This is a genomic window from Candidatus Chloroploca asiatica (genome assembly GCF_002532075.1).
Lineage (GTDB): Bacteria > Chloroflexota > Chloroflexia > Chloroflexales > Chloroflexaceae > Chloroploca > Chloroploca asiatica.
On the sequence record NZ_LYXE01000063.1, the window covers coordinates 148,573 to 165,432 of the forward strand.

A 16,860-nucleotide genomic window follows, 5' to 3' on the forward strand; every position below is an offset into this window, starting at 1 on the left:
TGAGGATAGCTATTATGACAATTACTGACCGTATGCTCACTGGTGCCATTGCGAATAATCCGTCCCACTATGACGGTGATGGCGAATGGCGCTACTCTATTCCCCATCAAACCCTCTATTTTAGCAAAGCAACCGATCCAGATCCACGTGATGCCGAACCGTTTTTCGCCCTGCCATCACTCAACCCCGATGGCTCACACCGTATGGAGCGTGCATTTCGTGCGTTTATCAAACGCCGCTGGTTGCCGAGCCGCCAGCAAGAACTTGAGCAATTTGCCGCCCGTAAAGGCTGGCATCTGGCGATGGAGCTACGTTATGGAGGGGGAGCCCTCGATGACAAAGAGGCCGAAGAATGGCAATATGTCGTCAACCGCGAACTGGAACGGCTTGCACGGCAAGTTCGTGCTCAGATCGCTGCGCTCCACCAGGCGTCCTCGGCTTAGGGACAATACCTTGCACACACGTCGGGGTATTTGATGCAAAGCCGCAGAGGCGCCAAGGTTTGATGGATCTGCATACGCAGCATTGCGCCGTTGCGCCGTTGCGTCAAATCATGCTGACACGGGTAATCAGGGTATACGCAGGCCCAACGCTGCGATAGGTCGCGCTCAAAGACACCTCGCAAGTGCCTTCAAGCGGGGTAGCCAGCGGCAGCACTGCGGCGCATATCCCATAGCCCACCGTGGCACTGGCTCGCCCTCCCGAGTGTACCAAGTCAACAATTACACTACGCGGGCGCACACCTTCACTATAGATCCAGCGAACATGCAGGAGTGCAGGGTTACCGCCACACAGATACTCCCAGTCAACCCCGATGATGCGTGCAGGCACCAAACTCTTACGGGCCAGCACAAGGGCCACGCTCCCCCACCAGAGGAACCAGCAGCGCATCACAAACGCATCAAGGCTCACCCGTCTGCTCCTAGGGGCAAGATGATCGTACGCCGTTCAGGGTCAGCTTGCTCACGATAAAGCACCAGCACATAGCCAACCATGCTGACCAGTGTAGCTTCGGTTGCGGCCACTATCGTCTCGGCAAGTTCGTGCTTCTGGTCTTTGCCATCGATCAAACGCACCTTGATCAACTCGTGTGCATTCAACTCCTGGTCAAGCTTAGCAAACAGTTGTTCCGTCAACCCTTGCTTGCCAAGCATCACCGTGGGCTTGAGTGGATGCGCCATTTTGCGCAGAAAGGCACGTTGGGCATTTGTCAGTTGTGTCATAAGTTTTTTGGAGGAACCGTATCACGCCAACCCTCTTCGGAAGAGTCAAGCGTTATTGGGGCGGCACGATAGCGCCCACGCAGATCATTAAGCCGAACCGTCACCACATCACGCAAATTACGCCACGAATCACGGAGAGGATTGACTTTCGTCTCGGTACCATAGTGCCAGCGCACGGGAACTTCGGCGATGCGATAGCCCATTTTCCGGGCGAGAAAGAGCAATTCAACATCATACGCCGTCACGGCAGCCCCCTGAAGCACCGGCGCATCATCGCCATAAATACGCACCCGCCGAAACAGATCATGGGCCACGTGACGAGGCATAGCTTTGAAACCACACTGCGTATCATTAATCCCACGCAGGGCAATCAAGGCAATCAAGCCATTGAAGACACGCCCCATCACATGGCGATACCAGGGTTCACCATCACGCGTTGCGCCGACACCCTCACGTGAGCCAATGACAACTTCATAGCCATCCTGCAGCATCTGTTCGAGGCGCACCCACTCTTCAACCGGCACTGCGAGATCAGCATCAGACAAGAGAACATAGTGCCCGCGTGCAGCGAGCGCACCGGCACGTACCGCAAACCCCTTGCCCCGATGGTCAAGCCGCAAGACCTCTACACCCGGCATCGCGGCAGCAAGATCGGCCGTTGCATCAGAGCTTCCATCATCAACCACCAGCACTTCACTCGTAAATGGCTGGGTCGCCAAATAGCGCTGGATCACGGTCAAGGTGTGCGGCAACCGGCCTGCCTCATTATAAGCCGGAATCACAATCGAAAGCCAGGGCATCGTATCAGACACGACTACATCCTCGCTTTCGCGGTAAGACCGAGGTTCAGTGCGGTCGCAAAGCCAGCGAGGGTTGTGTCAGTCAAATGTGACTGCTGCCGACGTTTACCGACAAAGAGAGGCAAGGCACGGAGAGCCGCCCACTGCCCTCTGAGGCGAGCGCGGGCGGCAGGCTCGCGGAGATGCCGCAGGCTAGCGAAGACAAAGCGCAACTGGGAAACACACAGCGCGCCCCAATGACGGCGAACCAGTGGCAGCGGCATATTTTTGATCCAGACCAGCAAAAAATTACGTCCACAGTAATAACTTGCCAGGACACCACCACCGGTAGCACTAAGCCGATGGTAGACAACAGCGGTAGGCACAAAGAGCGTGCGCACACCATGATGTCTGGCGCGTAAATTCAGGTCAACATCTTCACAATACATCACAAGATCTTCATCAAAGACCCGGCCTGACTGCGCCAGCGTTTCAAGGATCGCACGACGATAGGCCGCAGCACCGGCGCAAGGGCCAAAGACTTCGGTGAGGGCATCATACTGCCCGCGATCACGTTCCCAGACGCCACGGCTCCCTGGTTCACCATCAAACTGATAATAATCACCAGCCGAATGGAGCATATCGCGGCGATCAAAGAGGCGCAACTTGCTCGCGGCAAAACCATAGGCCGGATAGCGTTCAAGCGCTCCAATCAACTCGGCAAGCCAGTGCGGCGTGGCCTCGGTATCATTATTCAACAGCACCACATACGGAGCATTTGTTGCAGCGAGCCCAGCATTGACGGCGGCGGCGAGGCCACGATTACGTTCAAGGGCAACGACGTGAACCTCGGGATAGGCTGTGGCAAGCAAGGCCAGCGAATGATCGGTACTGCCATCATCAACGACGGTCACAAGCCAATCACGCCGAGTCTGGGCACGCAGCGCATCAAGGCAAGTCGGCAGCAGATCAGCGCCATTATAATTGGGAATAATAATATCAATCATCGTCTAGCGTTGCAAAAAAGCGGCCACGGCATCTTCCCAGGGGCGCAAGGACAAGCCCAACGCAGCACCAGCCAGATTGGCAAGCGGCGTATACGGGGGCGGGGTACTATCACGCACAAAATCAGCCAGTTTGATCGGCGTCAGCACCACATCTTCGTAACCAGCAAGACGCAAGATCGTCGTTGCAAAGCTATAGCGTGAAGCAACCCCACCATTGACCATGTGGTATGTCCCATACTGCTCACTGGTAATAAGCTCACGCAGCGCGAGGGCCACATCAAAGGTATAGGTCGGGCTACCAAACTCATCATCAACCATCCGCAAGCCCCCAGAAGGTGACTGCTCAGCAAGACGAAGGACCGTACGGACAAAATTGCGTGTCCCACCAAAGAGCCACGCCACCCGCACAATATAGAAAGCATCAAGCAACTCACGCACCGCCAATTCCCCGGCTAGCTTCGAGCGACCATAGGCATTGACGGGGCGAGGCTGATCGTACTCGTAGTACGGGGTCAACGCATCACCGGCAAAGACCTCATTGGTACTGATATAGACGAGGGGCACCTTGAGCTTGCGACAGGCAAGCGCAACAAAGCGCGTACCTAGCCCATTGATCCGATAGGCCATCTCGGGATCACGGGCACAGGCATCAACATTAGTAAACGCCGCTGGATGCACCACCAGATCGGCCCCCGTAGCGACAACCTGCGCGACAGCCTCGGGCGAACCAAGTTCGAGGTTGGTATGGTCAAGCGGAATAATCGTATGTTCAGCACCCAGCACCGCACACAACTCACTGCCGAGTTGCCCACGTGCCCCAGTAATCGCCACCTTCATGCAAGCCTTCCCGTGCGTACGCAGCAATCTTCACCCCGGGTGGATGGTAGCAGAAGCCGCTAGCAACGTCAACTCACAAGTGGAAGCGTAAGCGTCACGATAGTTCCATGGCTATCAGTGCGATTGGCAAGCGCACACCGGCCACCGACGGCATGAACAATACGAGCAACCAGCGCCAACCCAAGCCCCATACCCTCAACCTGACCAGTAAAATTGCGTTCACCCTGATAATACGGATACCACGCCCGCTGACGTTGTTCACTACTCATCCCAGGGCCATCATCAATAATCTCCAGCCGCAGCATCTTAGGTTCCAGCAATGAAAGCTTGATCTGAACCGCGGGGTCACGCTGAGGATGGAATTTGACACAATTTTCCAGCACTTCACGCAGCAGCACTTCAAGGCTATGCTGCGTCAGCGCAATGCGATCATTGGCTGACTCGGGGGACAAAGCTTCGATCGTCACCCGCTTGAGCTCGAGATCACGGGCAATCTGATCGAGCAATAGCGGAACCTCCGAAACAATAATGCTATCGAGCCCATAGACATCAGAGGGTGAGCGCAGATAATGCAGAATGTCCTCGATTTCCGAGCGCAAACGTCGTGCACCGGCAAGGGCCACCTCAGCAATACGGACGATACTCTCGCGATCCATCGTCGCGCCGCCACCACTCAAAATATTCAATCCACCGAGAATGCCTACGAGCGGCGTACGGAGCTTGTGCGCCAGCATGGTATGAAACGTCCACATCTCGCGCTGCGTAATCATCTGTTCGGTCACATCACGCAGCCGCAAAACGCGGGTCACATCATTCTCAGCGGGCGGCAACAAGTCAACGCGGAGCCAGCGTTCGAGACTACTCGCACGTTCTGGGCTGACCAAGAAACGAGGTTGATCATCCTGAGCGGGGACATGGGGCCAATCGGCCCATGCTTCAGGTGGGGTCAACCGATACTGCTGGAGAGCGAGGGGCAAAAACATATGATCGAGAGGCGCATCGGGGGCAAGCGCCAGGATCGTGCGCGCGTGCGGATTGGCATAGTGAACTTGATCAGCCTCATCGAGGAGCAAAATACCGTCATCACTATGTTCCACGGCCCAAACAAACCGCGCTCGTTCCGTTGCCGTACGGCGTTGCTGTTCAACAAGGGTTCGATAGCGATTCAGGCGCAGGATCGTCGTCACACGAGCCCGCAACTCGACATAGTCAAACGGCTTGGTCACAAACTCATCAGCGCCAGCCTGAAAGCCTTCAACCCGTGATTCACGATCATCAAGTGCCGTCACGAGCACAACAGGCACGTGAGCCAGCGCAGGATCGGCGCGCATATGGCGACAGACCTCAAACCCGTCCATCCCTGGCATCATCACATCAAGCAGCACCAGATCCGGGGGATTCGCCGCCGCCAGAGCCAGCGCATCAGGCCCATTGGCAGCACACACCACTGTATGGCCGAGCGGCTGCAAGAGATCCGCCAGGATACTCAACATCTGTGGATTATCGTCAATAGCAAGAATTGTCCCGTTTTCCATAGCCCTCTGATCATAACAGATATGGGCCGAACCTGTAAAGAGTGAAACAACGCCACCGCGCCATCAAACAGGCCCGAGACGCCCACGAGCTAACTGGACAATCTTGATCAACTCATCATCGGTCGGGCCACCACCATTCTGTTCCCACCACCGACGATACCAGCGTAAATTCTCGACAAAGGCCGTCATCACTTCCTCACGGGTCAGCGGAGGCACCTTCTGACGAAGCGCATCGAGAGCTTCTTCACGGTCAACTTCTCCCAATTCCTCAATCGAGAGAAGGATGCGTTCGGCACGGAGGAGAAACAACTCGCGCTCAATCATAGGAAACTCGTCAGCGATCTGACGAATGTTGCCCAGATAGCAAATGGTGCGCTGACGCGGAACACCCCGCTCGTCACGATAACTGGCAACGAGATACGCATCATAAAAGCTGGTATCCGCGATCGTGGCGTTTTTGTGGCGCCTGACCACCCAGCGTACATACATATGTGTAACCTCAAATAATTTGTTGTTGTTCTAGTATAGCACAACAAGTCAAATTTTTGAATAAATGTCACAAACAAAATGTCTAGGTTTTGCCATAATTTTGCACATATTGCAACCTTTTTGAGCATATGCTATACTTTCGCTCATTAAGAATATGCCCTCTAGGCGTCTTTTGGCCCCGTCCTTTCTACAACTGATCTAGCTGAACTGGATTAGGAGAGTAGCCACAACCAAGTATATCAGCGGGATCGCGCCTCTTCACTAACCAACTATGTAGAGGTTTCTATCGTATCCTGCATACCCACCTAATAATGTAGTTCTAAGTCTGTAGTACTTTATACAGTATTCGCTTTTCTAGATCCGGAAAGGGGCAAGTCGCATGGGTTTCCTGCGTCTCGTCATTAAAACACTCCGCTTGGCGACAATGCGCCTGGGCATTGGCTGGATGTTCGCCCTCGTGACGTTTAACTTCAATCGAGTTGCGATTGCCGATCTCGGGGCCATCGCCGTCATTGTCACCTCGCTGATCGGGATGCACCACTTCATCTCGTTCTTCCAGGTCTACTGGGGGCGCTTTGCTGATCGTTATCCCATTTTTGGCTATCGCCGCACCCCCTATATCTTCATTAGTGGTGTTGGAGCCTCACTGATTTTTCTGTTTCTGCCCTATATTGCGGTCGGGCTTGGTTCGCGGGATCTGGTTGCAACCGTTGAAGCCTTCCTCTTGATGGCTGTGTTTGGTGTCTTTATGGCGATGAACGGCAGTGCATCAAACTCGCTGGTTGCAGAAGTCACCACCCCCAAAGAGCGTGGCGGCGTGGTAGCCGTGATCTGGGCTGCGATCATCATCAGCGGCATTGTCTCGGCAGGGGTCTCGCGGGTGATTATGCCCGAATACTCACATGAGGCTATGCGGCAACTCTACAACCTGACGCCGATCATTGCCGTCGTGACAATTCTGCTCGGCGCGGTCGGGATGGAGCGCCGGATCACCAAAGAAGAGCATGCAGCCCTGCTGGCTGCCCAGCCGCAAGAGAGCGTTTCGCCCCTGGGTACCTTCCGCGTGGCTCGTCAACTGATGGGAACCAATACCCACGTGCGTGCCTTCTTCTTCTTTGTCCTACTGGCCATTATGGGCATCTTCCTGCAAGATGCGATCCTTGAACCATTTGGTGCTCAGGTCTTCGGAAAAACTCAGGCCGAGACTGCCGCCTATCAGCAGGCCTGGGGAGCCGGAGCGCTGCTCGGGATGTTTTCGATTGGGGTGATCTCCTCGATCTTCCCGATTTCCAAGAAATTCATCGCGAGCCTGGGTGGGCTCGGCATTGCCGCTGCGTTGGCAACGATTGCGTTCTCTTCCATCACGTATCAGCCTGGTCTGGTCTATCCGGCGCTGCTGGTCATGGGGGTTGGGATCGGCTTCTTCAACGTCGGTGCGCTCTCGATGATGATGGAAATGACGATCGAAGGGCAGACGGGCCTCTATATGGGGATCTGGGGTATGGCTCAGGGTCTGGGCAATGGGTTTGCCAACGTCTTTAGTGGCGGTCTCGTCACGGCGATGATTGGCACGGGTTTGTTCAGCCCGACCCTCGGGTACTCACTCATCTTTGGCTTCGAGGCCATCGTGATGGTCGTCGCCATTGGCATCCTGCGCAATGTGAGTGTGCAAGAGTTCAAGGGCCTGACCAAGCAGGATATCGGAACGGTGCTGGCGATGGATACCGCGAGCTAGTCCGTTGAGCTAGAGGGAATGCCGCAGCGAGCAGATGCAGATAGACGCTCGCTGCGGAGAAGATTGTTATGGCGCTTGCGTTTAGTTTTGAGAATATAGCTTCGGTCTATGATGCGCAACGAGCCCATCCACCCGAGGCAGCAGCACAGATCGGTCAGGCGATTGTAGGTCTGAGCGGTTCGTGTGCTTCGCTGCTCGAACTGGGGGTAGGCACGGGGCGCATTGCGGTGCCGACAGCTCAGGCCGGTGGGTTGGTGGTCGGACTGGATATTTCAGCCGAGATGTTGGCTCTGGCAGCACAACGAGCCAAAGCTACCGACGTAGAGCTTGCGCTGATTTGTGGTGACGCCCAGCAATTACCATTTCCGGATCAGAGCTTTGAGGCCGTGCTCGCGGTACATGTGTTGCACCTCTTGTCTGATTGGCGCTCAGCCCTGAGCGAAATCGTACGTGTCCTCAAACCGGGTGGTCTCTTTGTGCAAGGCAGTGATTGGCGTGATCCTGATTCGTGTGTCGGACGCCTGCGGACGCAACTGCGCCTAGCCGCTATCGAGTCCATGCCTGGAAGCCGCCCACCGGGAGCGGGAGCAGCGCTTGCGCAAGCCCTGGCGCGCTCTGGCGGCACGACGAGCGAACCATTCGTCGCAGCGACGTGGGTAACCTCGGTTAGCCCAGCCGACGTCCTGGCTAGCATGGCGGCACGCTTTGATGCCGAAACATGGGTACTCAGCGATGCGATGCTCGCTACCGTTATGGAGCGCGTGCATGCCTGGGCGGAAGCAACGTGGTCAGATCTGACCGAACCCGAAATGGTAGAACACCGGTTTATCTTGAATGTTACGCACCTTGGCACCGCTGAACCGGAAGTGATGCATAGCTAACCTGGTGATTGTTATGATGTATACTGAAGACCAACTACGCCGTCGTGAACGCTCACGCTGGACAAAAGTGCAAATTATTCTGGCCCCGATCCAGTTTGTGGTCTTTTTGATCAGTTTTGCCCTGGTACTGCGGTATCTTGCCACTGGCGAAGGTTACTTGATTACGACCATCAGCATCTGGCTCAAAATCGCCTTGATCTGGGCGCTCACCATTACCGGAATGCTCTGGGAATATGATATGTTTGATCATTATTTCATGGCAAAAGAGTTTTTCTGGGAAGATGTCGGCAATCTGATTGCGATTATCACGCATAACCTCTACTTTGTAGCGCAATGGATGGGGGCCGACACGCGCACCGTGATGTGGGTGATGGTCTTTGCCTATGTCACCTACCTCTTTAACGCGGTTCAATTTGTGGTACGAGGAGTGAATTCAGCTCGCCAACGCCGTTCGCTCCGCCAGGCAGCCTCACAAATGTAGTGTGCCTGGAGGCCTGATGATCTGCACCAGTTGCGGATCCCTTTTTTCGACATTCGCTAGAAAGCGATGGCCCACATGCCGATCAAATCTCGCGCCGTAGTCATCCCTCGCCGCAATACCATTGAATTGCGCACGGTTCAAGTCCTTGAACCACAAGCGGGTGATGTGCTACTCCGCACTGCCTTTACCTCGATTAGCGCTGGAACAGAGCGGATGCTGCTTGATGGCCGTATGCCGCATCCCGCACTGCTCTTTCCGGTAGTACCCGGCTATGAAACGGTAGGCCAGGTCGTGAAGGTGGGAGCCAAAGCCCCTCAGGAATTGCTGGGGCAATGGGTATATGTTGGTGGCGCACGCTGTTTCCGTGGGGTCAACCCGGCCTGGGGTGGGCAGAGCGAGTATATTAGTGCCGAGGCCGACCGCGTCGTGCCGCTCGGTTCGATTGACCCGGCGACCGGGGTAGTGCTCGCCCTTGCTGCAACCGCGCTGCATGGGCTCAATATCGCCCAGATCCGTAAGACTGACCGCGTACTAGTACTTGGACAGGGGATCGTTGGGCAACTGGCCGCCCGCCTCGCTCGTATTCAGGGGGCACAGCATGTGGCAGTCGCCGACCGGGTGGGCGTACGTCTGGCCGTGGCCGAGGCGGATCAGGTCATTGATATTACCCGCGAGTCACTGGACGAAGCCCTCGGCGAAGCCAATATCAATGTCATCATTGAGGCAACTGGCTCGATGCCTGCACTTGTCGGGGCACTGCCGCTGCTCGCCAACCATGGGCGCGTTTTGCTGCTCGGCTATTATGACCATATCAATATTCCGTATGCCCCGGTCTTTATGCGTGAGGCGCAGATTCTGGTGGCCCGCGAATGGCAATTTGGGGCCGATGGCGACCTGCCCCGCGTGCGCGATATGCTCGCCTCGGGGGATCTGAATGTCAATGGCCTGCTAACGCACCGGGTGCCCCTTGATCGTATTCAGGCTGCCTATCGGCTCGCTCTTGAAGATCCGAGTTGTCTCAAAGTCGTCGTGGAATGGCCGCAGGACGAAGCAACGAGCGAAGTCTGACTCAAAGTCAGACGCGCAAAGAGAGGCGTTCATGCCTGCGAAGATGCGACAAAATGGAACGAACCATGCCCGGATGCTGGCCGTCTATGGCAAAGGTGGCATGGGCAAGTCCTTTTTCACGACAAATCTGGTAAGCAAACTGGCCCTGCTGGGCAATCGAGTCATGCAACTCGGCTGCGATCCCAAGCACGACAGCTGCAATGCCCTGTTTGGCGGGGTCAGCCTGCCGACGCTCGGCGATGTCTGGCGTGAGTTGAAAGAGGCTGGGCGTGAAGACCAGCTGCGCGCCGAGGATGTTATCTTCAAGACACGGGTAATGGATCAGGCAACCGTCTATGGGTGCGAGATTGGTGGCCCCGAGGTCGGGCGCGGCTGTGGTGGGCGTGGCATTACCTTTGGCTTTGATCTGCTCGAAAAGTTCGGGATGAGCCAGTGGGCACTTGATTATATTGTGATGGATTTCCTGGGTGATGTGGTCTGTGGAGGCTTTGCCACGCCGCTCTCACGTTCACTGGCCGAAGAGGTGATCATCCTCTGTGGCAATGACCGCCAGAGCCTCTATGCGGCCAATAATATTGCGAGTGCGGCCCGCTATTTTGCCCAGATGGGTGGGCGCACACGCCTGATTGGGTTAATTGTCAATCGGGATGATGGGAGCGGTGTCGCCGAGCGCTTTGCCGAGCGGATCAATCTGCCGGTACTGGCAAGTCTTCCGCTTGACCGTGGCGTGCGCGAACTCGCCGACGCATGCCAACTGGCGCTCACCGAACCACGTTTTGAGGTTATCTTTGACCGCCTGGCACGCCAGATTATGACCCGGAGTATCCCCGAAGTCGCCATGGAAGATGTGCATCCCCTTGAGTATGCCGAGTTTTTGAAGGTCTTCGGGGCCATCGAGCCCGATCTGGTGCCCGAAGGGGCAGGGGTCGAAGAACTAATGGGCGGGCGTGAGGCCAGGGCTATTCCGACCTTCGAACTGGGCTTGATGCAACAGGCGGTTGGCGATCAGCCTGAACTTGATCCGGCGACACGCCGGGTTGTCGGCAGATTGCTCACCGATCTTGGCATGTATGTGACCGAAGCCAACCAGGATCCGAAAAAGGGCATGACCCTCACGATTGATGGCAATACAACCATTTGCTTTGGCAACGAGGATGAACTTGAGAGCAAACTGGCGATCTTGATCGCTTTGCAACGCTCAGGGGAACCCTACCGTTATGTTGACCTGAGAAGACCGGCAAGCCCGTTGTATCGTTAAGCGAAGGAAGGCCCGATGAAGCTAGAAACCCCTTCGAAAGTCGCCTTGACCGAGTACGTGTTGGCACCCTGGCATTTGCGCCTACGCTGGTGGGCCTGTGGGTTCTTTTGGAGCTGGTGCCAGGGTTTTGAAGCCCACCATGTGACATCGCCAGAACAGGCCAATCCCCTGTGGCGTCGGTAAGATAGCTCATCATAACGGGTTATATGGCACCTTGGTGATGAAGCATACTTGCAGCAATATGGTACAATAGAACATGAAGGACAGTCCTTCGGAAGCTCATAGCTACAGTTCCATGGTGCCATTCTTCGCGTCAAACCGTACGCGACAAATGATAGGAGTAGGGGTATGCCAGCAGGTCTTGGTGAGGCCACGCAAATGATTGGCCCGATCACCCCGGCGCTCATGTGCTGGGCAAGTTTGATTATTACGGTACTTGCACTCGGTTTGACCTTTTTCTGGACCAATATCACGGCCTTTGCACGGCGTGCGCGCAATGGCCAGCGTGTTCCTACGGCCGGTTCGGTGGTGAAACGCTCCGAACGCTGACGTCATTTCGGTAACGTGTGTGATGCGAAGTGCAAGGTGTGCTCGCTACATGTTGCACTTCGCATTTCAATGAGGTGAAAACTGTGCCCACGGCTACTGAGCCTGAGCTTCCTCAGACGCTGTCTAATGGTGCTGTCCCCCCATCTTCTGCACCTGTTCCTCCGTACCCGTTCGCTGCAATTGTTGGTCAGGCCGAGCTCAAACTAGCTCTGCTGCTTTGTGTTGTGAATCCAACGATTGGCGGGGTGATGGTGATGGGCCATCGCGGTACCGCCAAATCAACAGCTGTCCGTGCGCTGGCGGCGATGTTGCCACCAATCAAGGCTGTGCCTGGTTGTCCGTATTCATGTTCCCCTGATCGTACGGCTGGGCTATGTGAGCGCTGTACAACGCATAATGAGCCTGGGGGAAGGAAAGCAGCGCGGCATCCATCAGCAGTGACCATTGCAGTGCCAGTGGTCGATCTCCCATTGGGCGCGACTGAAGACCGCGTCTGTGGTACGCTTGATATTGAACGCGCTCTGACGCAGGGTGTGCAGGCGTTTGCCCCAGGGTTGCTGGCCCGCGCCAATCGTGGCTTCCTCTACATCGACGAGGTAAACCTGCTCGAGGATCACCTCGTGGATGTGTTGCTCGACGTGGCTGCCAGTGGTACCAATGTGGTTGAGCGTGAAGGCATCAGTATCCGTCACCCGGCACGTTTTGTCCTGGTAGGTAGCGGCAACCCTGAAGAAGGTGATCTGCGACCGCAGTTGCTTGACCGCTTTGGCTTGCACGCGCGCATCACAACGATCACGTGTGTCGAAGAGCGTGTCGAAATTGTGAAGCGCCGTCGTGCCTATGATACCGATCCCTTTGCCTTTGTCGAGGAGTGGGCGAAAGAGACGGCCAAAGTGCAGCGTAAAATCAAGGGTGCCCAGAAACGGTTGCCTGAAGTCACGTTGCCTGACCCGATTCTTTACAAGATCGCTGAACTCTGTGTCAAACTCGAAATTGATGGGCATCGGGGTGAGTTGACATTGAGCCGGGCAGCCAGTTCACTGGCGGCATTTGAGGGTCATAACGAGGTGCGCATGGAGGATGTCCGGCGCATTGCCAATCTTGCGCTGCGTCATCGCCTCCGCAAAGACCCCCTCGAGACCCAAGACGACTCGGTGCGCATTGAACGTGCGGTCGAAGAGGTGCTGACGTAGTTGACGCTTGCAGCAGACAGACCATCGGCAGCGCCGGCTCAGGCGCTGCCCGCTGACTATGGGCGTGAGCGCTCGTCTGTTCCTGCTCTAGGTGCGTAAGGTGAACGCTATGCCTCTGGTTACGGTTGCCCAACGTGGGATGCCCTTCTCGGCTCTCGTCGGGCTTGATGCGGCGCGCCAGGCGCTGCTCCTCCTCGCCGTCGATCCCGGTCTTGGTGGGGCGGTCATTGCCGCCGGGGTTGGCACGGGCAAAAGCACGCTGGTACGTGCGTTTGCGCAACTGATTGATGAGCAGATTTTTGTAGAACTGCCCGTCGGGGTGACAGAAGATCGTTTGCTAGGTGGCCTCGATCTCGAGGCCACGCTTGCCCGTGGCGAACGGGTGCATCGTAGTGGGGTGCTAGCCCGTGCTCACGGTGGCCTACTCTATGCCGATGGGGTGAATCTGCTTGACGATAGCACGATTAACCATCTGCTCGCTGCGCTCGATAGCGGGGTGGTGCGCGTAGAACGCGAAGGGTTGAGTGTGGTTGAACCCTCACGATTTGCGTTGATCGCGACCTATGATCCCGATGAAGGCCCGCCCCGGCGTCACCTGATGGATCGCATTGGCTTGATTGCCGCCCCGATTTCCCAGGCCCCGGCACCTGCCCGCGCCGAGGTCGTGCGCCGTAATCTCACGCTTGACCGTGAACGTCTGGTGACCCTGAAACGGTCAAAGAAGACCTCTTTGCTCCTCGAAGGCCTCAGTGGCGATTTCGAAGATGAAGATGCGCTCTTGCAGGCGATGGTGATGGCAGCACGCGAAGCGCTGAAAGAAGTCACGATCGATGAGCCTCAAGTTACGCAGCTAATTCAGGCCGCGCTGGCGCTCGGCGTCGAAGGTCATCGGGCTGATATTTTTGCGACCCGTGTGGCCCTGGCCTCGGCAGCACTCGCTGGACGCGAAAAGGTCGCTGATGAGGATCTAGAGCGCGCCGTGCGTTTTGTGCTGTTGCCACGTGCCACCCGTACCCCACAGATGGAGGCACCACCGCCGCCACCCGAAGAACCCCCACCGCCCGAGGAGCCGCCACCGCCCTCGCAGAGCGAAGAGAATAATGAAGATGAAGAAGAGAAGCCCCCGCCCCCGCCTGAAGAATTGACAGTGGAAGATCTGATCCTGGCGGCTCTCGATAGCGAGATCCCGCCTGATGTGCTAGAGACACCCTTTACGGTGCGCCGCAACGGGCGGAGTGGGTCACGTGGGACAACCTCTGGCTTGCGTGGGCGGCATATTCGCTCGATCCCCGGTCTTCCCTCACAGGGGCGGCTGGATGTTGTGGCAACGCTGCGCGCGGCGGCACCGTGGCAACGGGTACGGCACGAAGAAGCCATTCAACGACCACGCGCTGAGGTACACAAACGCCACATTCGGCTCAAAGCCGACGATCTCCATATCAAGAAATATCGCAGCAAAGCGGGGACACTCTTCTGCTTTCTGGTAGATGCCAGTGGATCGATGGCGCTGCACCGAATGCGTCAGGCAAAAGGGGCCGTCAATGCGCTGTTGCAACAGGCGTATGTGCATCGGGACCAGGTGGCGCTGCTGGCGTTTCGTGGGGAAGAGGCCGAAGTGCTCTTGCCACCGTCGCAGAGTGTCGAACTGGCGAAACGAGCCCTTGATGTGCTGCCCACAGGCGGTGGAACACCCCTGGCGGCGGCGTTGCTCGCGGCCTATCAGGTCGCCGAGCAGGCCCGTGCACGGGGTATTCATCGAACCACCATGGTGATTATTACCGATGGGCGGCCCAATGTGCCATTACGCCCCGACCCGAGCCATGATAAGCAGACTCGTCTGGAAGTTGCGCGCCGGGAAGTCCAGACCCTGAGTGCGCGTTTGCACGCAGCCGGGATCGGTGCCGTGGTGATTGATACCCAACGCAGCTTTATCAGTCGAGGCGAAGCGCAACAACTGGCTGCCTGGCTGGGCGGGCGTTATGTCTATCTACCGCAAGGTCGTGGTGAACAGATCGCCCAGGCTGTGCTCGATGCCAGCACGGAAAGTTGAGCAGTGGTGTACATCTATGCTGGTCTACATTGCTTACCCCACCAGTCTGACGTTGCAGTCGGCCAATGCGTTGCAAACGTATACCACCCTGCGTGAACTGCGGGTTCGTCGACCTGACACGCTGGCATTGATCCCACGCTGGGGGCGCGAAGCGAGTCGGTTTGAGGAGGTAGGGGCCGTGCATCTGCCCCGCCCGGCGATTGGGAAGCTCTCACGTCTCTACAAATCAACGTTGCTCTACTACCTTGAGCACACAGCCTTTGCGTTTATGACAGCGGCACTGATCGCACCACGACGACACGAGGTTGAAGCTGTCTACGTACGGCAGGTGATCTGTGCCGCCTGGTGGGCCGGCGTGCTCGGGCCACGCCTGGGGATACCAGTGATCTACGAGGCACACGACCTGGAGGCGAGGAATCCATCGCGGGCACGGGAACCGTGGGCCGAGGGACTTTTGCACCTGATTGATCGCATCGCACTGACGCAGTCTTCGGCGGTTGTGTCGCTGACCGACGATTTTCGGCAGTTGCTGGCAACGCTTGGCTGGCGCAACCTGGACGAAGTATTTGTCGTTCCCGACGCCTATGACGAGCAGATTTTTGCGCAAGGGAATCGGCAGGAAGCCCGGCAAACCCTGGGGCTCCCCGCCGAAGCACCGATCATCGCGTACGCAGGCATGACGTTCGCGCATCGGTGGCTTGAGGGTCTGCTGGCCGCGTGCGCGGAACTGCGGCAAAAATGCCCAGATCTGGTGCTCATCCTGGCAGGCGGGCGGGATCACGAACGCGAGGCTTTGCGCAAGCAGGCCTATGATCTTGGTTTTGGTGATGGTGGGCAGCAGCAAGGACAGGGCGTCTGCCTGCTCATCCCACCACGGCCCCAGACCGAGATTGTCACCTACCTGCAGGCAGCCGATGTCCTGGCGATACCAGACACGGTAACAGACATTACAGCCTCGCCGCTGAAACTCTTTGAATATCTTGCCCTGGGTCAACCGATTGTACTGCCCATCTTGCCTGCATTGCAAGAGATTGTGCCCCTGCACCTGAGTCACACCTTTGCCCGACGCGATCAAGCAGGTCTGACGAAGGCCTTGGGGGACGCGCTGGCACGGGCACCGGATAGGAGGCGGGCGATGGCACGCCGGGTAATCGCGGCCGAACACACCTATGGCAAACGCGCCGAACGCATTCTCGCGGTTGTGAACCGCATCAAGAACAACGAGCCCTGATTTGACGCAATGTGCTAAAAGCGTGTACCATACGTCATGGAGAGGCAGAATTGGTCGCCTCTCCATGCAGACGTTTGCGAGTTTGCAGGCGAGCAAGTACCTGTAAACCACCAGGAGTCACGTATGATCACCATTATCATCTGGGCGGGCGTCGGTCTGGTTGTCCTCGGTGTGGGGGGAGGCATTGCCACCACTGCCACAACCGCCTTTATTCCGGCCCTCTTTGGGCTAGTTCTGATCGTTTTAGGCTGGCTGGCACGCAATCCAGCGCGTACCAGGCTAATGACGCTCATCGCGTTGGGGATCGCAGCGCTGGGGACCATTGCGGCGCTCGCCAATGTCGGGCGTCTGGCTGGGGCAGGCGGGGTCGGCCTGAATGCGGCAACCTTCTCGAACCTCATCATGGCCTTCTTCAGCGTACTACCACTTGGCTTCTGGGCCGTGGAGCGGATGACAGGCATGAAGTTGTTGGAGGATTAGCGGGAAACCGATGCTGGGGCAAAAAAAGGCCAGCGACACTGGCCTTTTTTTGCGTGCCAGCACA

19 protein-coding genes are annotated in these 16,860 nt (G+C 56.9%); 12 read left to right on the plus strand and 7 right to left on the minus strand.

The window, feature by feature from the left end:
* Positions 1 to 14: 14 nt before the first annotated feature.
* Positions 15 to 443, plus strand: coding sequence for a hypothetical protein (locus A9Q02_RS06405; protein WP_097651513.1), 429 nt, complete (start codon positions 15 to 17; stop codon positions 441 to 443).
* Positions 444 to 546: 103 nt separating this feature from the next.
* Here A9Q02_RS06405 and A9Q02_RS06410 read toward each other — a convergent pair whose 3' ends face one another.
* The 7 genes from A9Q02_RS06410 to A9Q02_RS06440 all read right to left on the minus strand — a co-directional run bounded on the left by A9Q02_RS06410 (position 547) and on the right by A9Q02_RS06440 (position 5,870).
* The gene (locus A9Q02_RS06410; protein WP_097651514.1) at positions 547 to 912 is read right to left on the minus strand and encodes a hypothetical protein; all 366 of its coding nucleotides are present in this window, start codon (positions 910 to 912) and stop codon (positions 547 to 549) included.
* Positions 909 to 1,223 (minus strand): ribosome assembly RNA-binding protein YhbY, encoded by a 315-nt coding sequence (gene yhbY / locus A9Q02_RS06415; protein ID WP_245860420.1) that lies wholly within the window; start codon positions 1,221 to 1,223, stop codon positions 909 to 911. Before yhbY ends, A9Q02_RS06410 begins: the two co-directional genes overlap by 4 nt.
* A complete protein-coding gene (locus A9Q02_RS06420) occupies positions 1,220 to 2,035 on the minus strand; it encodes a dolichyl-phosphate beta-glucosyltransferase (protein WP_245860421.1) in 816 nt (271 codons plus the stop codon). Before A9Q02_RS06420 ends, yhbY begins: the two co-directional genes overlap by 4 nt.
* Positions 2,036 to 2,037: 2 nt before the next feature.
* Positions 2,038 to 3,009: a glycosyltransferase family 2 protein gene (locus tag A9Q02_RS06425; RefSeq protein WP_097651515.1), complete on the minus strand. Its 972-nt coding sequence runs from the start codon at positions 3,007 to 3,009 to the stop codon at positions 2,038 to 2,040.
* Positions 3,010 to 3,012: 3 nt separating this feature from the next.
* Positions 3,013 to 3,846, minus strand: a complete 834-nt coding sequence (gene rfbD / locus A9Q02_RS06430) for a dTDP-4-dehydrorhamnose reductase (protein ID WP_097651516.1) — start codon at positions 3,844 to 3,846, stop codon at positions 3,013 to 3,015.
* A 68-nt stretch (positions 3,847 to 3,914) separates the two neighbouring features.
* On the minus strand, positions 3,915 to 5,381 hold the full coding sequence (locus A9Q02_RS06435) for a response regulator (RefSeq protein WP_097651517.1): 1,467 nt from the start codon (positions 5,379 to 5,381) through the stop codon (positions 3,915 to 3,917).
* 63 nt (positions 5,382 to 5,444) lie between these two features.
* The gene (locus tag A9Q02_RS06440; RefSeq protein WP_097651518.1) at positions 5,445 to 5,870 is read right to left on the minus strand and encodes a hypothetical protein; all 426 of its coding nucleotides are present in this window, start codon (positions 5,868 to 5,870) and stop codon (positions 5,445 to 5,447) included.
* A gap of 379 nt (positions 5,871 to 6,249) precedes the next feature.
* Here A9Q02_RS06440 and A9Q02_RS06445 point away from each other — a divergent pair, with 379 nt between their 5' ends.
* From A9Q02_RS06445 to A9Q02_RS06490, 11 genes are all read left to right on the plus strand, one after another.
* On the plus strand, positions 6,250 to 7,605 hold the full coding sequence (locus A9Q02_RS06445) for a BCD family MFS transporter (protein WP_097651519.1): 1,356 nt from the start codon (positions 6,250 to 6,252) through the stop codon (positions 7,603 to 7,605).
* 68 nt (positions 7,606 to 7,673) lie between these two features.
* Positions 7,674 to 8,486, plus strand: a complete 813-nt coding sequence (locus tag A9Q02_RS06450; protein ID WP_097651520.1) for a class I SAM-dependent methyltransferase — start codon at positions 7,674 to 7,676, stop codon at positions 8,484 to 8,486.
* Between the two features lie 13 nt (positions 8,487 to 8,499).
* Positions 8,500 to 8,967: a 2-vinyl bacteriochlorophyllide hydratase gene (gene bchF, locus A9Q02_RS06455; RefSeq protein WP_245860422.1), complete on the plus strand. Its 468-nt coding sequence runs from the start codon at positions 8,500 to 8,502 to the stop codon at positions 8,965 to 8,967.
* Positions 8,968 to 9,042: 75 nt separating this feature from the next.
* Entirely contained in the window at positions 9,043 to 10,035 is a 993-nt protein-coding gene (locus tag A9Q02_RS06460) for a zinc-binding dehydrogenase (protein WP_097651521.1), read from the plus strand.
* Between the two features lie 31 nt (positions 10,036 to 10,066).
* On the plus strand, positions 10,067 to 11,293 hold the full coding sequence (locus A9Q02_RS06465) for a chlorophyllide a reductase iron protein subunit X (RefSeq protein ID WP_245860423.1): 1,227 nt from the start codon (positions 10,067 to 10,069) through the stop codon (positions 11,291 to 11,293).
* A 15-nt stretch (positions 11,294 to 11,308) separates the two neighbouring features.
* Positions 11,309 to 11,476, plus strand: a complete 168-nt coding sequence (locus tag A9Q02_RS24140; RefSeq protein ID WP_172450725.1) for a hypothetical protein — start codon at positions 11,309 to 11,311, stop codon at positions 11,474 to 11,476.
* Between the two features lie 165 nt (positions 11,477 to 11,641).
* Entirely contained in the window at positions 11,642 to 11,842 is a 201-nt protein-coding gene (locus A9Q02_RS06470) for a hypothetical protein (RefSeq protein ID WP_097651522.1), read from the plus strand.
* A gap of 83 nt (positions 11,843 to 11,925) precedes the next feature.
* Complete coding sequence (gene bchI / locus A9Q02_RS06475; RefSeq protein ID WP_097651523.1) at positions 11,926 to 13,035, plus strand: magnesium chelatase ATPase subunit I; 1,110 nt, start codon at positions 11,926 to 11,928, stop codon at positions 13,033 to 13,035.
* Between the two features lie 109 nt (positions 13,036 to 13,144).
* Positions 13,145 to 15,085, plus strand: coding sequence for a magnesium chelatase ATPase subunit D (gene bchD / locus A9Q02_RS06480; protein ID WP_172450728.1), 1,941 nt, complete (start codon positions 13,145 to 13,147; stop codon positions 15,083 to 15,085).
* Positions 15,086 to 15,101: 16 nt separating this feature from the next.
* Positions 15,102 to 16,316, plus strand: coding sequence for a glycosyltransferase (locus A9Q02_RS06485; RefSeq protein ID WP_097651524.1), 1,215 nt, complete (start codon positions 15,102 to 15,104; stop codon positions 16,314 to 16,316).
* Positions 16,317 to 16,439: 123 nt separating this feature from the next.
* Entirely contained in the window at positions 16,440 to 16,796 is a 357-nt protein-coding gene (locus A9Q02_RS06490) for a hypothetical protein (protein ID WP_097651525.1), read from the plus strand.
* The last annotated feature ends 64 nt before the right edge of the window (positions 16,797 to 16,860 follow it).

Bases quoted from the DNA above. Each gene is read 5' to 3' on its own strand.
- A9Q02_RS06425 (WP_097651515.1), bottom strand. From the start codon at position 3,009: ATGATTGATATTATTATTCCCAATTATAATGGCGCTGATCTGCTGCCG.
- bchD (WP_172450728.1), top strand. From the start codon at position 13,145: ATGCCTCTGGTTACGGTTGCCCAACGTGGGATGCCCTTCTCGGCTCTC.
- rfbD (WP_097651516.1), bottom strand. From the start codon at position 3,846: ATGAAGGTGGCGATTACTGGGGCACGTGGGCAACTCGGCAGTGAGTTG.
- A9Q02_RS06440 (WP_097651518.1), bottom strand. From the start codon at position 5,870: ATGTATGTACGCTGGGTGGTCAGGCGCCACAAAAACGCCACGATCGCG.
- yhbY (WP_245860420.1), bottom strand. From the start codon at position 1,223: ATGACACAACTGACAAATGCCCAACGTGCCTTTCTGCGCAAAATGGCG.
- A9Q02_RS06470 (WP_097651522.1), top strand. From the start codon at position 11,642: ATGCCAGCAGGTCTTGGTGAGGCCACGCAAATGATTGGCCCGATCACC.
- A9Q02_RS06485 (WP_097651524.1), top strand. From the start codon at position 15,102: ATGCTGGTCTACATTGCTTACCCCACCAGTCTGACGTTGCAGTCGGCC.
- A9Q02_RS06450 (WP_097651520.1), top strand. From the start codon at position 7,674: ATGGCGCTTGCGTTTAGTTTTGAGAATATAGCTTCGGTCTATGATGCG.
- A9Q02_RS06405 (WP_097651513.1), top strand. From the start codon at position 15: ATGACAATTACTGACCGTATGCTCACTGGTGCCATTGCGAATAATCCG.
- A9Q02_RS06465 (WP_245860423.1), top strand. From the start codon at position 10,067: ATGCCTGCGAAGATGCGACAAAATGGAACGAACCATGCCCGGATGCTG.
- A9Q02_RS06460 (WP_097651521.1), top strand. From the start codon at position 9,043: ATGCCGATCAAATCTCGCGCCGTAGTCATCCCTCGCCGCAATACCATT.
- bchF (WP_245860422.1), top strand. From the start codon at position 8,500: ATGATGTATACTGAAGACCAACTACGCCGTCGTGAACGCTCACGCTGG.
- A9Q02_RS24140 (WP_172450725.1), top strand. From the start codon at position 11,309: ATGAAGCTAGAAACCCCTTCGAAAGTCGCCTTGACCGAGTACGTGTTG.
- A9Q02_RS06490 (WP_097651525.1), top strand. From the start codon at position 16,440: ATGATCACCATTATCATCTGGGCGGGCGTCGGTCTGGTTGTCCTCGGT.
- A9Q02_RS06435 (WP_097651517.1), bottom strand. From the start codon at position 5,381: ATGGAAAACGGGACAATTCTTGCTATTGACGATAATCCACAGATGTTG.
- A9Q02_RS06445 (WP_097651519.1), top strand. From the start codon at position 6,250: ATGGGTTTCCTGCGTCTCGTCATTAAAACACTCCGCTTGGCGACAATG.